Source organism: Acidisoma sp., from assembly GCF_965199065.1.
Classification (GTDB): domain Bacteria; phylum Pseudomonadota; class Alphaproteobacteria; order Acetobacterales; family Acetobacteraceae; genus Acidisoma.
On the sequence record NZ_CBDAQN010000001.1, the window covers coordinates 757,466 to 770,775 of the forward strand.

Here is a 13,310-nt window from a genome sequence, read left to right on the forward strand (position 1 = left end):
TCTCGAAGCTTTAACACGAGCGGTGACCATGCAATCGGCGCGCCGCGTCAGACGGCTTCGGAGAGACCTTCCGCCCGCAGCTCCAGCGTCATGGCCTCGAGCGCGCGGGTGACGCCGTCGAGCACGAGGTCGATCTCCTCGGTGGTGATGATGAGCGGCGGGCTGAAGGCGAGGCCATCGCCCGGCAGAGGCCGCCCGATGATGCCGAAACTCTCCATCATCTTCGCCGTGCGCGCCGCGATCTTCCGCCCAAAATCGAAATTGCGGTGGGTTGTGCGGTCCTCTACGAGTTCGAGCGCGGCGATCAGCCCGGTGCCGCGCACTTCGCCGACCAGCGGATGATCCGTGAAGCGCCGCCGCAGCTCGCTCTGCAGATGCGCGCCGACCTCATGCACATGGCCGAGCATATCGGTCTCGTCGTAGATCTTGAGCGTCTCGACGGCGACGGCGGCCGCGACCGGGTGGCCGGAATAGGTGAAGCCGTGGCCGAAGGTGCCGATGGCGTGGGTCTCGTCGGCGATGACCTCGAACACCTTTGCGTTCACCATCACGGCGCTGATCGGCAGGTAGGCGGCCGAGAGCGCCTTGGCGCAGGTCAGGATGTCGGGGCGGACCTCCATCGTCTGGCTGCCCCAGTAGTTGCCGGTACGGCCGAAGCCGCAGATGACCTCGTCCGCCACCAGCAGGATGTCGTAGCGGTCGAGCACCGCCTGGATCTTGGGGAAGTAGCCCGAGGGCGGGATGATGACGCCGCCCGCACCCATGATGGGCTCGGCGAACATGGCGGCGATGGTCTCGGGTCCCTCGGCGAGGATGAGGCGCTCCAACTCATCGGCGCAGCGGGTTGCGAACTCCTCCTCCGTCTCGCCCGGCAGGGCGCCATGGTAAAAATGCGGCGTCATCGTATGCAGGAAGCCCGGCAGCGGCAGATCGAAGGATTTGTGGTTGTAGGGCAGGCCGGTCAGCGATGCCGAGGCAATCGTGATCCCGTGATAGCCCTTGATGCGCCCGATCATCTTCTTCTTGGCGTGCAGGCCGCGGGCGTTGTTGTAGTACCAGATCATCTTGATCGCGCTGTCGTTCGCCTCCGACCCGGAGTTGGCGAAGAACACCTTGCTCATCGGCACCGGCGCGCGCTCCAGCAGCATCTCGGCAAGCGTAATCATCGGCTCATGCGATTTGGAAGCGAAGGCGTGATAGAACGGCAGCGCCCGCATCTGCGTCTCGGCGGCCTTCACGAGGCGCTCGTTGCTGAAGCCCAGCGAGGCGCACCAGAGCCCGGCCACGACATCGATATAGGTGTTCCCGGCATCGTCGGTGACACGCACGCCATTGCCCCGGCTGATCACCACGGGGCCGTTCTCAGCATGGGCGCGCTGGTCGGTGTAGGGGTGGAAGACGCTCGCGATGTCGCGGGCGGCGGCTGAGTTCAGTCGAGCAGGCGGGGTCATGATCGGTGATCTCCAGGAAATATGTCCCATGATGAGCGTCTGCTTGAGTGGGGGGAAGAGGGGGTGCAGTCTCGTCTTCCATGGACACCCAATTAAACGACCCCTTCTCCAGCGGCCGGCCGAACCTTTTCCCCAACCGTGACATCGCGCCCAGGCTGTTCGCGGCGCTGCACGCCATGAGCTTCGACGGCATCGGCATCACCCGCGCCGCCTATGGCCCGAAGGAGAGCGAGGCCCATGCCCTCGTCCGCGCGGAGGCAGAGCGGCTTGGGCTCGCGGTCGAGACCGACCACGCGGGCAACCTGTCGATGACGCTGAAGGGCGCTGACCCTGAGTTGCCGCGGCTCATGCTCGGCAGCCACCTGGACAGTGTGCGCTCGGGCGGGAACTACGACGGCGCGGCAGGTGTGCTGGCGGGGCTTTCGGTCGTGGCCGGGTTGGTGCAGGCGGGCTTCCGCCCGGCGCGGGACATCACGGTCATCGCCGTTCGCGCGGAAGAGACGGGAAGCTGGTTCCCGGTGAGCTACGCGGGCAGCCGGGCGGCGCTGGGCCGCCTGCCGCCCGAGGCGCTCGACGTGCCGCGCATGGACGACGGGCGGACGCTCGCCGAGCACATGCGCGAGGAGGGCTTCGACCCCGACGCCGTCCGCGCCGGCCGGGCTGGCATCGACCCCGCAACCGTCGCCGCCTTCGTCGAGTTGCATATCGAGCAGGGGCCGGTGCTCGATGAGCAGGCGGTGCCGCTCGGCATCGTCACCGGCATTCCGGGCTCGCGGCGGTATCGGGCGGCGCGGGTGTTCGGTGAATACAACCATTCCGGCGCGACCCCCCGGCGGCTGCGGCGCGATGCCGGGCTGGCGGCGGCGGAACTCGCCTACCGGCTCGACGCCGAATGGGCGCGGCTGGAGGCCGAGGGTCACACGCTCGTCTGCACCTTCTGTGTGCTGGCGACGGCCCCCGAGGCCGGCTTCACGATGATCCCGGGCGAGGCGCGGTTCGAACTCGACATGCGAAGCGAGAACCGCGCGAGCGTCGATCTGCTGCATGAGGCGCTGATGCGGCTGGTGGCGGAGATCGAGGCAAGCCGTGGCGTCCGCTTCGACCTCGGCGCAGAGAGCGGCAGCCTGTCGAGCCGGATGGACGAGAGGCTGCAGGCGGAGATGGCGACGGCGGCCGAGGCGGCGGGCGTGCCGCACCTCGCGATGCTGTCAGGGGGCGGGCATGATGCGGCGGCGTTCGCCCAGGCGGGCATTCCGGCATCGCTGCTGTTCGTCCGCAACCAGTTCGGCAGCCACAATCCGCGTGAGGCGATGCGGATGGAGGATTTCGACGCTGCCTGCGCCGTCATCAGCCGCTGGGTCGTGGCACGGGCCGGCAATGATGGTGCTTAGGCCGCGCCGGCGCTACCGCCCTTAACGAAAGCGTGGTTTCCCCCCACATGTGCGGGAACGGGAGACAGGCGATGAGAACACCGAACGCTTTCTGGTCCAGTACGTCATCCAAGGCCGGCTCGGAGGCCATCAGCGGCGAGGTGCTGCCGGCAAGCGCGCCTGCCGACTTGGGGGCCGACCTTGGCAATGCCTGCGCCGGTCTCGCTCCGGCGGACCTCGAGAAGATGCGCGAGGCCGCTCATATTCTGGTGGCCGAGCGGGGGTTGGCGTTCCGGCTGGGCAGCTTCGTCGGCGACCAGACCGAGGGGTTCGTCAACGGCGCTGGCCGGTTCCTCATGAACAACAGCGCCTTCAGTGCCCGCAAGCTCGTCGAGATGAGCCTGTCGGCGCTCTATGAGGCGGCGACGCGCGGGATGGACACGGTGGCGCTCGCCGAGGAGGTGGCCGCGACGTCCGCCGGCCGCCGGCACAAGCTGATCAGCACCCTCAGCGGGGCCGCGACCGGCTTCATGGGCGCGCCGGGCATGATCGTCGACATTCCCCTCACCACGGGGCTGATGCTGCGCTCGATCGCGGGCATCGCGCGGAGCTACGGCGAGGACCCGACGACGCCGGAAGGCCGCCGCGCCTGCCTCGAGGTATTCGCGCTCAGCGAGCACCGCGACGGGCCGGACGGTCAGGCCGGGTATTGGGCAGCGCGCGCGGCGCTCAGCCGCCTGGCCATCGACGGCTTCGTGCGCCGCGTCGCGACGATCCTGGGCGTCGCGTTTTCGCAGAAGCTTATGGCGCGTGCGATCCCGGTTGTGGGGGCGGTCGCCGGCGGATCGCTGAACTACGCGTTCATGGACTACTACCAGCAGATGGCGCGGGTGCACTTCACCTTGCGCGAGGTCGAGCGGCGCTATGACCCCGAGCAGGTGCGTGCCTGCATGGACCGGCTGACCGAGCAGGCGCGAGCGGCATCCAAACGCCGCCCGCGCAACGCCCCTGCCGATCCGCTTCGTCTCCCGTCGTTCCCGAGCGAGGCGATCTAGCAACCGCCCGGAGCCTTCGCGTCTTTTCACAGACGCGAGCAGACGCGCCGACTCAGCTTCCAGTCGTGAGGTGGCAGAGCGATTGCATCACCTCGCGCGGTGAATCTCTCAACGGAAAGTCGCGGCGCATGGATCTCGGTTTGGCGGGTCGTAAGGTTCTGGTCACCGGCGGCACGAAAGGCATCGGACGTGCCATCGCGGACCTGTTCGTGGCGGAGGGCGCGGCGGTCGCCATCTGCGCCCGCAACACCGCCGAGGTGGCGCAAACCGTGGAGGCGCTTGGCCAAGGCTGCTTCGGCCAGGCTCTGGACGTGGCCGACCCGCAGGCGGTGACCGCCTGGGTGGCCGCCTCAGCCGAGGCGCTCGGCGGCATCGACATCGTCGTCCCCAATGTCAGCGCCCTCGCCGTGCAGCGGGATGCCGCCGCCTGGAAGGCCGGGTTCGAAACCGACATCATGGGCACCGTCAACGTCGTCGACGCGGCCATGCCGTGGCTCGAGCGGTCAGACGCTGCCTCCATCGTCATCATCTCCAGCGTCTCGGGGCGGGAGATCGATTTTGCCTCAGGCCCCTACGGCGCTTTCAAGGCGGCGCTCATCCATTACGCGCAGGGTCTCGCCTTCCATAACGCCGGCCGCGGCATCCGGGCGAACAGCGTCTCGCCCGGCAATACCTATTTCCCCGGCGGCGTCTGGGAAAACGTGGAGAAGAATCTGCCCGACCTGTTCGCCCAGGCGATGGCGCTCAACCCGACCGGGCGGATGGGCAAGCCCGAGGAGATGGCCCGCGCCGTCGTCTTCCTCGCCAGCCCCGCGGCAAGCTTCATCACCGGCACCAACCTCGTGGTCGATGGCGCGCTGACGCGGGGCGTTCAGTTCTAACCCCAGCGTTCAGGTCCCGCTGTCGGACGGCAGCACGCGCACCGTCCACTGCAGCTCCCGCTGGGTGCCCGGCGGCAGCAGCATCATGCCGGGCTTCTCCATCAGGTCGCCGGCATAGCCTTCCGGGCTCGCATAGCCATGCCAGGGCTCGATGCACAGGAAGTCGCCGCCCGTGGGCTTGGACCACACGCCGAGCTGCTCGAAGCCTTCCCACGACACCTCGATCACCGGCGTGTCCTGGCCCGAGAACCGCGCCGACCGGCTCGACAGCGTGGTGAAGACCAGCGCGTCCTCCGCAAACAGCTCCGGCGTCAGTTGGAGCACCCGGTCCACCACCGGCGACGTATGTACGGCCGCCGTCAGCAACCCGCCGGAGACGCCATGGATCGGCGCGGTCTCGCTGCGGGCAAAGCGCAACTCGTGGTCGTGTTTTTCGACGCCGGGCAGGATCGGCCAGACAAAGCCAGGATGCGCGCCGAGCGAGGCGGGCAGCACGCCCTCGCCTGGGTTCGACACGGTGTAGCGGACCGTCAGACCGTCCGGTTCCAGCTGATAGGCGATTTCGAGCCGGAACGGGTAGGGGTAGCTGGTGTGGGTCTGGGGGTCGTCCTCCAGCCGCAGGACGCAGGAGGTTTCGGTCCGCGCGACCCAGGTGAAGCGGCGGTCGCGGGCGAAGCCATGCTGGCTGAGGCGGTAGGTCTGGCCCTCATGGGTGTAGCTGTCGTTGCTCAGGCGGCCGACGATGGGAAACAGCACCGGGGAATGGCGCGGCCATTCCGGGCCCGCCTGCCACAGGAACTCATGGCCATCCTCGCCCTGGAGCGAGCACAGCTCCGCGCCTTGGGCGAGCACCACCGCGGTGATCCACGTGTTCGTCATGGTGTGGCGGTCGCCGCCCGCGCTTGCCTGGATGTCGCTCATGCTGCTCTCCTGCTTTCGGTGTAGGATCGCCTGTGCTGCTCTTCCGGGCAACGTGCGACCGCCATTTGTATCCGGACTTTCCCCGTTCGTGCCAGAAAGCGGCCAGCCACAATGGCGAAAGGAGACCTGATGATCGATCTGCGCGAATGGTTCGCGGAGCACCACGTGACGGAGGTGGAGTGCCTGGTGCCCGATATCACCGGCATTCCTCGCGGCAAGATCACTCCGGCGCAGAAATTCCTCGATGGCGGAGCGCTGCGCCTGCCTGAGGCGATCTTCATCCAGTCCGTGACCGGCGAATATCCGCCGGACGAGGAGGATCGGCTGACCGACCCCGCCATCATCGACATCACGCTCAAGGCCGACGCGAGTACAGTCCGGCTGGTTCCCTGGGCGCGGGAGCCGACGGCGCAGATCATCCACGACTGCCACTACAAGAACGGCACGCCGGTGCCGATGGCGCCGCGCCAGGTGCTCCAGAAGGTGCTTGCCCTCTACGCCGAAAAAGGCTGGGAGCCGATCCTCGCCCCCGAACTCGAATTCTACCTCGTCGGACGCAACACCGACCCCGACTATCCGCTGTCGCCGCCTGTCGGGCGCTCGGGGCGTCAGGAGACCGGGCGGCAATCATACTCCGTCGACGCCGTCAACGAGTTCGATCCGCTCTTCGAGGAGATGTATGACTTCTGCGAGGTGCAGGAACTCGACCTCGACACCCTCATCCACGAGGAGGGCGCCGGTCAGGTGGAGATCAACTTCCTGCATGGCGAGCCGCTCAGCCGCGCCGATCAGGTGTTCCTGTTCAAGCGCACGGTGCGGGAGGTCGCGTTGCGGCACGACATCTACGCCACCTTCATGGCCAAGCCGATGAGCCGCGAGCCCGGCAGCGCCATGCACGTCCACCAGAGCATCGTCGACCCGGAGACCAAGCAGAACCTGTTCGCGGGCGAGGACGGCCGCGCGAGCAAGCTCTTCCGCAACTATCTTGGCGGCCTGCAGAAATACACGCCGGCGGTGATGCCGATCCTGGCGCCGAACGTGAATTCGTACCGCCGGCTGTCGCGCCACTCGAACGCGCCCATCAACCTCGAATGGGGCTACGACAATCGCACCTGCGGCCTTCGGGTGCCCTACGGCGCGCCCGCCGCGATGCGGGTCGAGAACCGCGTGCCCGGCGCCGACGCCAACCCCTACCTCGCCTTCGCCGCGACGCTCGCCTGCGGCTATCTCGGCATGGTGGAGGAGCTGGAGCCGACGATCCCCTTCGAGGGCTCGGCCTATTCCATGCCCTATGCGCTGCCGCGGGAGATCAGCCACGCGCTCGATGTCATGGAGCAGTGCGAACCCATGAAGGAGATTTTGGGGCCGAAGATGATCGAGGTCCTCGTGGCGGTGAAGAAGCTCGAATACGAGACCTACCTCCACGTCATCAGCTCCTGGGAACGCGAGCACCTCCTGCTGAACGTATGAACGGGCCGGTCAGAAGCGGGGCGGCACCCAGCTACTACGAGGCGACCCGCGCCGTCTCCCTCGCCACCACGCCGCTCGACGGGGACATCGTGGTCGATGTCGCGATCATCGGCGGCGGCATCACGGGATGCTCGGCGGCGCTCGATCTCGCGGGATCGGGCCTTCGGGTCGCGTTGCTCGAAGCGCAGGACATCGGCTGGGGCGCTTCCGGTCGCAACGGCGGGCAGGTATTGCCCGGCTACGCCATCGCCCAGACCAGTCTCAAGCGGCTGGTCGGGCCTGAGGATGCGCGGCAGCTCTGGGACATGTCGATGGAGGCGGTGGCGCTGGTCGAGCAGCGCGTCACCGACTACGCCATCCCGGCCGACTACCACAAAGGCTACCTCTACGCCGCCATCCGCCCGCGTCACGAGCGTGCGCTCGAGGAAGAAGCGGCGGAACTGACGAGCCTCGGTCTGGCTGGCGCCGAAGTGCTGCGCGGGGCGGCGATCCAGGCGCATGTCGCGAGCCCGCGCTACCGGGCGATCATGACCGAGCCTTTCTCGGCGCATCTGCATCCGCTGAACTACACGCTGGGGCTCGCGCGCGCGGCGCAGGCGGCGGGCGCGCATCTCTTTTCCAAGACGCCGGTGACGGCGATCGAGCAGGGGACGGTGCTCCGGTTGAAGACCCCGCGCGGCACCGTCTCCGCCGGCACTCTGCTGCTGTCCGGCGGCGCCTATCTGGGCAGGCTCTGGCCCGAGGTTGCAGGCTACGTGATGCCGGTCGGCACCTACATCGTCGCGACCGAGCCGCGCCCCGACATCCCGGCGCTGCTGCCGCTCAACGAGGCGGCGTCCGACCTGAACTTCGTCCTCGACTACTACCGGCGGTCGGCCGACGACCGGCTGCTGTTCGGCGGCCGGGTTTCCTACTCCTCGGTGCCGCCGCCGCGGCTGGCGCAGGCGATGTTGGCGCGGGCCCGCGCCGTCTTCCCGCAACTGGCGAATGCGCGGGCAGACTTCACCTGGGGCGGCCTCGTCGACATCACCCGCCACCGCGCGCCGCAGTTCGGGCGGTTGGCGCCGAACATCCTCATGGCCCAGGGCTTCTCGGGACACGGCGTGGCCCTCGCAGGTCTTGCCGGGCGGGTTCTGGCCGAAGCGGCGCGCGGGCAGGCCGGGCGGTTCGACGTTTTCGCCCGCATCCCCCAGGCGCGCTTCCCGGGAGGACGCGCCTTCCGCGTGCCGGCGCTGCTGCTGGCGACAAGCTATTTCCGCCTGCGCGACTTGCTCTGACGCCGGTTCGGCATGAGCTTTGCAGTGTCATGTGGCTGTAGCAATCGGCGCGCGGAGCGGGAGCGATCATGAAATACATCGGACTGCTGGCCATCATCCCCTTCATCGGCATGTTCATCGGTCCAATTTTCAACAACAGCTCCACGCCCTTCATCCTGGGGATGCCTTTCATCCTCGGCTGGATCGTCGTCTGGATGCTGATTGCCTCCGGCACCATGGCGCTGATCTACTGGCTCGATCCCGTCCGGCTCTCGGGCGATCCGGACGGAGACGGCCGATGAGCATCGCCCTCATCCTCATCGCGCTCTCCGCCGTTCTGGCGCTCGTCCTCGGGATGTCCGCGCGGCGCGGGCACGCGATGAAGCTGGAGGAATGGACCGTCGGCGGCCGCGGCTTCGGTGCTGTCCTCGTCTTTCTGCTGCTGGCGGGCGAGATCTACACGACCTTCACCTTCCTCGGCGCGTCCGGCTACGCCTACGGTCTCGGCGCACCCGCCTACTACATTCTCGCCTACGGCACGCTCGCCTACATGATCTCCTATTTCATGTTGCCGCCGATCTGGTCTTACGCGCGCCGGCTGCACCTCGTCACCCAGCCGGATTACTTCGCTGCGAAATTCGCGAGCCCCGCACTGGGCGTTTTGGTGGCGCTGGTGGGCGTCGTCGCGCTCATCCCCTACCTCGTTCTGCAATTCACCGGCCTCGGCATCATCGTGCAGGTCGCGAGCTATGGGGCGATCCCGAAGAGCATCTCGGTCGTTCTCGGAGCAGCGGTCGTTTCGTTGTATGTCATCGTCTCGGGCATACGCGGCTCCGCCTGGACCGCCGTCGTCAAGGACGTTCTCATCATCCTCGTCGCGGTTTTCCTCGGGCTCTATCTGCCGCTGCACTACCAGGGCGGCATCACCGCGATGTTCAAGGCGCTTGACCACGCAAAACCGGGTTTTCTCGCCTTCGCCTCGACCGGCAAAAGCCTCTCCTGGTTCGTCTCCACTGTGCTACTGACCGCGCTCGGTTTCTTCATGTGGCCGCAATCCTTTGCCGCCGCCTATACCGCGCGCCATGCCGACGTGTTCCGCAAGAATGCAATCGTGCTGCCGCTGTATCAGCTCGTGCTGCTGTTCATCTTCTTCGTGGGCTTCTCGGCGGTGCTCGTCGTGCCCGGGCTGAAGGGCTCAGCCAGCAACATGGCGCTGCTGAAGGTCTCCGTCGCCGCGTTTCCGCCCATCGTCGTCGGCATCATCGGCGCGACCGGCGTGCTGACGGCGCTCGTGCCCGGTTCGCTCATCATGATGACGGCATCGACGCTCTTCGCGCGCAACCTCGTGGCCGTGATGCGGCCCGGCCAGAGTGACGACACAACCGCGCTGATCGCGAAGATTCTCGTGCCGGTCGTCGGCGTCATCGGCGCGTATTTCGCGATTTCCGGCAGCTCGACGATCGTCGCTCTGCTGCTGATGGGCTACAGCTTCGTGACCCAGCTTTTCCCGTCGCTCATCTGCAGCCTGTTGCCGCGCAACCCAGCGACCAAGGAGGGTGCGATCGCCGGCATTCTCGTCGGTGTCGGCACCGTCATCTACTTCACGCTGACAAACGCGACGATCGGCAAGCTGCTGCCGGGCGCGCCGGAGGTCGTGCGGGATCTGAATGTCGGCACGGCGGCGCTGGTGCTGAACATAATAGCACTGATTATCGTGAGTGCGGTCACCAGCTCGCGGCGTGCCGCCGTCGCCGCCGAGTGACGGGCTCGCGCGCGTTTACCCGCCGTATTGGCTGAGCGTCGCCCGCAGCGGATTGGCGCCGGGGTTGTTGGCCATCATCTGCACCACGATCTGCGGGCCGTTGAAGGGCTGGCCATAGTAGGCAACGTCCGAATCCGTGTCGGGCGAGAGCACCGATCCTTCGATCGAAACGCCCGCATAGAGCCCCCGGGTGCGCGAGAAGGTCACGATATCCGCCCGCAGCGCCGTGGTGGTGGCACCGCCCACTCCGGCGCCGACGGTCGCGAATGCCAGGCTGGCGTCGCCGCCGATCTTGAAGTGATTCCGCATGACGGCGTTCAGCGCATGGTCGTTCATGATCATGATCAGGACCTCGGCGTCCTGGATGCCGGCCTGGGCTCCGATGCTGCCGCTGCCGATCGTCATGAAGGCGGGATCGGACCAGGAGCCCGCCGCCGCCCGCGCCATGAGCACGCAGTTGCCGCCCGAGCCGCCGAGGATAAATCCGGCCTTGAAGACCTGCGGGCAGATGATGACCGCCCGCGAACTCCGCAGGGTGTCGACCACGTCCTTCGATTGCGTGCTGTTGAGGATTTCCTGCAACGCGAGGGTCGACCGGTCGACCACATCCTGCTGTGCGCCTGAGCCGGGACCGCCCATCGTGCAGCCACTGGCGAGCGGCGCCAGCGCCACAAGACAGGCCGCCAGGACGGTGTTCTTGAACGTCATGAGGCAATCCTTCTCGAGACTCGCAGACGCTTGGTCGTCTGTCTGCCTAGCCCGGAGCCATGTCAAAACCAAGACCGTCGAAAGACGCCTCTCAGAAAGCGGGCACGCCCTCGACCGTCTCATTCGCCGAGACGACGCGCCATGATGCGCCGCGGCGCTCGATGCGCGTCAGCGAGATGTTGCCGACGGTCAGCCGCAGAGCCTGCTCCCCACCCAGCTGGAGCACGTGAGCCACGGCCGCGCGAATGACCCCGCCATGGCAGACGACGACGACATCCTCACCCTCATACGTGTCCGAGAGCCGCTCCATGGCCGAGCCCACGCGCAGGATCACGTCGTCGAAGCTCTCCCCATCCTCGGGCCGCTCGGCATGCGAGGTGGGCCAGAAGTCATGCGCGGGCAATCTGAGCCTCTCCGCGAGCCGCGCGCCGGGCGTGCCTTGCAGGCTGCCGAAGGACTGCTCGATGAGGTCTGGCTCCACCGTCAGTGGTGCCTCCGGGTAGCCGGCGGCGAAGATCGCCTGCGCGGTCCGGAGCGTGCGGGAGAGGGGCGTCACCAGCCACACCGCCGGGCGCGGCAGCCTCCGGCCAAGGGCCGCATAGGCGTCCGTCTGGGCCGCCATCGTGTCCTCGCAGATGCCGACATCCTGCGTGCCGTACAGGAACTTGCGGGCCTCCGGGTCGACGAGGGCGTGACGGATCAGCCAGAAGCGGGTGGTCTCGACGGGCATTGCAGGTCCTGACGATTATTCGCCGATGGTGATGAGGGCGCCGCGAACGCGGGCGGCGCGGAACTGGCTCGCGAACAGCAGCCCCGCGGCGGTCAGCCAGACGGCGTTCAGGCCGATCGCCCACAGCATCTCCCCCCAGGCGACATGCCCATGGAGGAGTGCCGCGCGCATGCCCTGGAACACATGCGTCGCCGGGATCGCGAGCGACACCGGCTGCAGCCAGCCCGGCAGCGCCGAGACCGGATAGAAGACGGCCGACAGCGGCGTGAGGCCGAACAGCAGCGACCAGGCGAGCGCCTCGGCCCCCGCGCCATGGCGGAGGATGAGCGAAACGACGCCCAGCGCCACCGCCCAGCCCATGATCATGAGGTTGGCGAAGAACAGCACGATCACCGGGCCGAGCACGAAGAGGTTGAACGCGTAAAGCAGGTAGGCGACGAGGATCGCCGGCAGGATGCCGGCCACCACCCTGAGCGTCGCCACGCCGATCAGCCCCAGGATGAGTTCCCAGGGCCGCAGCGGGCTGATGAAGACATGGGCGAGGTTGCGCGACCAGATCTCCTCGAGGAAGCTGATGGCGACGCCCATCTGGCTGCGGATGGCGACTTCCCACAGCAGCACCCCGGCGAGCAGCGCCGTCGCCGCCACCATGATGCCGACGGCATGCTGGCCGGCCACCGCGCGGCTGGTGATGAAGCTCGCGGTGAAGCCCCAGATGCACATCTGCAGGATCGGCCAGTAGGCAAGCTCCACCATGCGCGGCCAGGACCGTCGATAGAGGCAGAGGTGCCGGTAGATCAGCCCATAGATGCGGCGTGCCGATTGGGCGATCACTGCGTGGTCTCCGCCGGTTGCGGCGTCTCTGCCCCTTGCCCGCGGCCTCGGGCGATGTCGAGGAAGACATCCTCCATCGTGTCGCGGTCGTAGCGCGCGAGAAGCGCCTCGGGGCTGCCTTCATCCACGATCCGGCCGCGCCGGAGCATCAGGATATGGTCGCAGAGCCTTTCCACTTCGGCCATGTTGTGCGAGGCGAGCAGCATCGAGCATCCCGAAGAGACGCGATACCGCTCGAGCCAGCTGCGGACCATATCCCCGGTGTCCGGGTCGAGGCTCGCGGTCGGCTCGTCCAGCAGCAGCAGTTCGGGCCGGTTGATGAGGGACTTGGCCAGCGCGACGCGCGTCTTCTGCCCTGCCGAAAGCTCGCCCGCCGCTCGGTCGAGGAAGTCGCCGAGGCTCAGTTCCTCGGTCAGTTCGGCGATGCGGCGATCGGTGTTCCGCACATTGTAGAGGTGGCCATAGACGCGCAGGTTCTCGCGCACCGAGAGGCGCCCGGGCAGGGCGATGTAGGGCGAGGAGAAGTTCATCCGCGCCAGCGCCCGGTAGCGGTCGCGCGCCATGTCGTGGCCGAGGATCTCGATGCGGCCGGACGTCGGCACCAGGATGGCGAGCAGCATGGCGATGGTCGTGGACTTGCCGGCGCCGTTGCCGCCGAGCAGCCCGACGGTCTGTCCGGCGCGCACCTGGAAGCTGATGCCATCGACCGCCAGGGTGGTTCCATATCGCTTGGTCAGGGCTTCTACGCGGATCGCTTCCATGGCCGTTCCTCTGCCGCCGCGCGTCTCGCCTGTCGAGCCCCGTTCGATGATTGAAGCCTCGCGGATTTAGCGGCGGCGGGACCTTGGCGGACTAGTCGACTCGCCAAACAT

Annotated in this window: 13 protein-coding genes; 7 read left to right on the forward strand and 6 right to left on the reverse strand. The window is 67.4% G+C overall.

Going from position 1 to position 13,310, the window contains the following annotated elements; genetic code table 11:
• Positions 1 to 47: 47 nt before the first annotated feature.
• Positions 48 to 1,451, reverse strand: coding sequence for an aspartate aminotransferase family protein (locus ACOEQ1_RS03550; protein WP_419757845.1), 1,404 nt, complete (start codon positions 1,449 to 1,451; stop codon positions 48 to 50).
• Between the two features lie 80 nt (positions 1,452 to 1,531).
• On the opposite strand from ACOEQ1_RS03550, the gene ACOEQ1_RS03555 reads away from it, so the two are divergent.
• From ACOEQ1_RS03555 to ACOEQ1_RS03565, 3 genes are all read left to right on the forward strand, one after another.
• The gene (locus tag ACOEQ1_RS03555) at positions 1,532 to 2,842 is read left to right on the forward strand and encodes a hydantoinase/carbamoylase family amidase (RefSeq protein WP_419757846.1); all 1,311 of its coding nucleotides are present in this window, start codon (positions 1,532 to 1,534) and stop codon (positions 2,840 to 2,842) included.
• 71 nt (positions 2,843 to 2,913) lie between these two features.
• Positions 2,914 to 3,876 (forward strand): EcsC family protein, encoded by a 963-nt coding sequence (locus tag ACOEQ1_RS03560; protein ID WP_419757847.1) that lies wholly within the window; start codon positions 2,914 to 2,916, stop codon positions 3,874 to 3,876.
• 128 nt (positions 3,877 to 4,004) lie between these two features.
• Positions 4,005 to 4,757, forward strand: a complete 753-nt coding sequence (locus ACOEQ1_RS03565; protein ID WP_419757848.1) for an SDR family NAD(P)-dependent oxidoreductase — start codon at positions 4,005 to 4,007, stop codon at positions 4,755 to 4,757.
• A 9-nt stretch (positions 4,758 to 4,766) separates the two neighbouring features.
• On the opposite strand, the gene ACOEQ1_RS03570 is transcribed toward ACOEQ1_RS03565, so the two are convergent.
• Complete coding sequence (locus tag ACOEQ1_RS03570; RefSeq protein WP_419757849.1) at positions 4,767 to 5,678, reverse strand: aldose 1-epimerase family protein; 912 nt, start codon at positions 5,676 to 5,678, stop codon at positions 4,767 to 4,769.
• A gap of 129 nt (positions 5,679 to 5,807) precedes the next feature.
• Between ACOEQ1_RS03570 and ACOEQ1_RS03575 the strand changes: the two genes are divergently transcribed.
• The 4 genes from ACOEQ1_RS03575 to ACOEQ1_RS03590 all read left to right on the forward strand — a co-directional run bounded on the left by ACOEQ1_RS03575 (position 5,808) and on the right by ACOEQ1_RS03590 (position 10,166).
• Entirely contained in the window at positions 5,808 to 7,148 is a 1,341-nt protein-coding gene (locus ACOEQ1_RS03575; RefSeq protein WP_419757850.1) for a glutamine synthetase family protein, read from the forward strand.
• Complete coding sequence (locus ACOEQ1_RS03580; RefSeq protein WP_419757851.1) at positions 7,145 to 8,425, forward strand: NAD(P)/FAD-dependent oxidoreductase; 1,281 nt, start codon at positions 7,145 to 7,147, stop codon at positions 8,423 to 8,425. The genes ACOEQ1_RS03575 and ACOEQ1_RS03580 overlap by 4 nt, the downstream gene beginning before the upstream one ends.
• 68 nt (positions 8,426 to 8,493) lie before the next feature.
• Complete coding sequence (locus ACOEQ1_RS03585; protein WP_419757852.1) at positions 8,494 to 8,706, forward strand: DUF3311 domain-containing protein; 213 nt, start codon at positions 8,494 to 8,496, stop codon at positions 8,704 to 8,706.
• Positions 8,703 to 10,166: a sodium:solute symporter family protein gene (locus tag ACOEQ1_RS03590; RefSeq protein WP_419757853.1), complete on the forward strand. Its 1,464-nt coding sequence runs from the start codon at positions 8,703 to 8,705 to the stop codon at positions 10,164 to 10,166. Before ACOEQ1_RS03585 ends, ACOEQ1_RS03590 begins: the two co-directional genes overlap by 4 nt.
• Before the next feature lie 15 nt (positions 10,167 to 10,181).
• Here the strand turns inward: ACOEQ1_RS03590 and ACOEQ1_RS03595 are convergent, their stop codons facing one another.
• The 4 genes from ACOEQ1_RS03595 to ACOEQ1_RS03610 all read right to left on the reverse strand — a co-directional run bounded on the left by ACOEQ1_RS03595 (position 10,182) and on the right by ACOEQ1_RS03610 (position 13,199).
• Entirely contained in the window at positions 10,182 to 10,874 is a 693-nt protein-coding gene (locus tag ACOEQ1_RS03595; protein WP_419757854.1) for a lipid-binding SYLF domain-containing protein, read from the reverse strand.
• A 91-nt stretch (positions 10,875 to 10,965) separates the two neighbouring features.
• Positions 10,966 to 11,604 (reverse strand): histidine phosphatase family protein, encoded by a 639-nt coding sequence (locus ACOEQ1_RS03600; RefSeq protein ID WP_419757855.1) that lies wholly within the window; start codon positions 11,602 to 11,604, stop codon positions 10,966 to 10,968.
• A gap of 15 nt (positions 11,605 to 11,619) precedes the next feature.
• The gene (locus tag ACOEQ1_RS03605) at positions 11,620 to 12,438 is read right to left on the reverse strand and encodes an ABC transporter permease (RefSeq protein WP_419757856.1); all 819 of its coding nucleotides are present in this window, start codon (positions 12,436 to 12,438) and stop codon (positions 11,620 to 11,622) included.
• Positions 12,435 to 13,199, reverse strand: a complete 765-nt coding sequence (locus ACOEQ1_RS03610; RefSeq protein WP_419757857.1) for an ABC transporter ATP-binding protein — start codon at positions 13,197 to 13,199, stop codon at positions 12,435 to 12,437. Before ACOEQ1_RS03610 ends, ACOEQ1_RS03605 begins: the two co-directional genes overlap by 4 nt.
• Positions 13,200 to 13,310 lie beyond the last annotated feature (111 nt).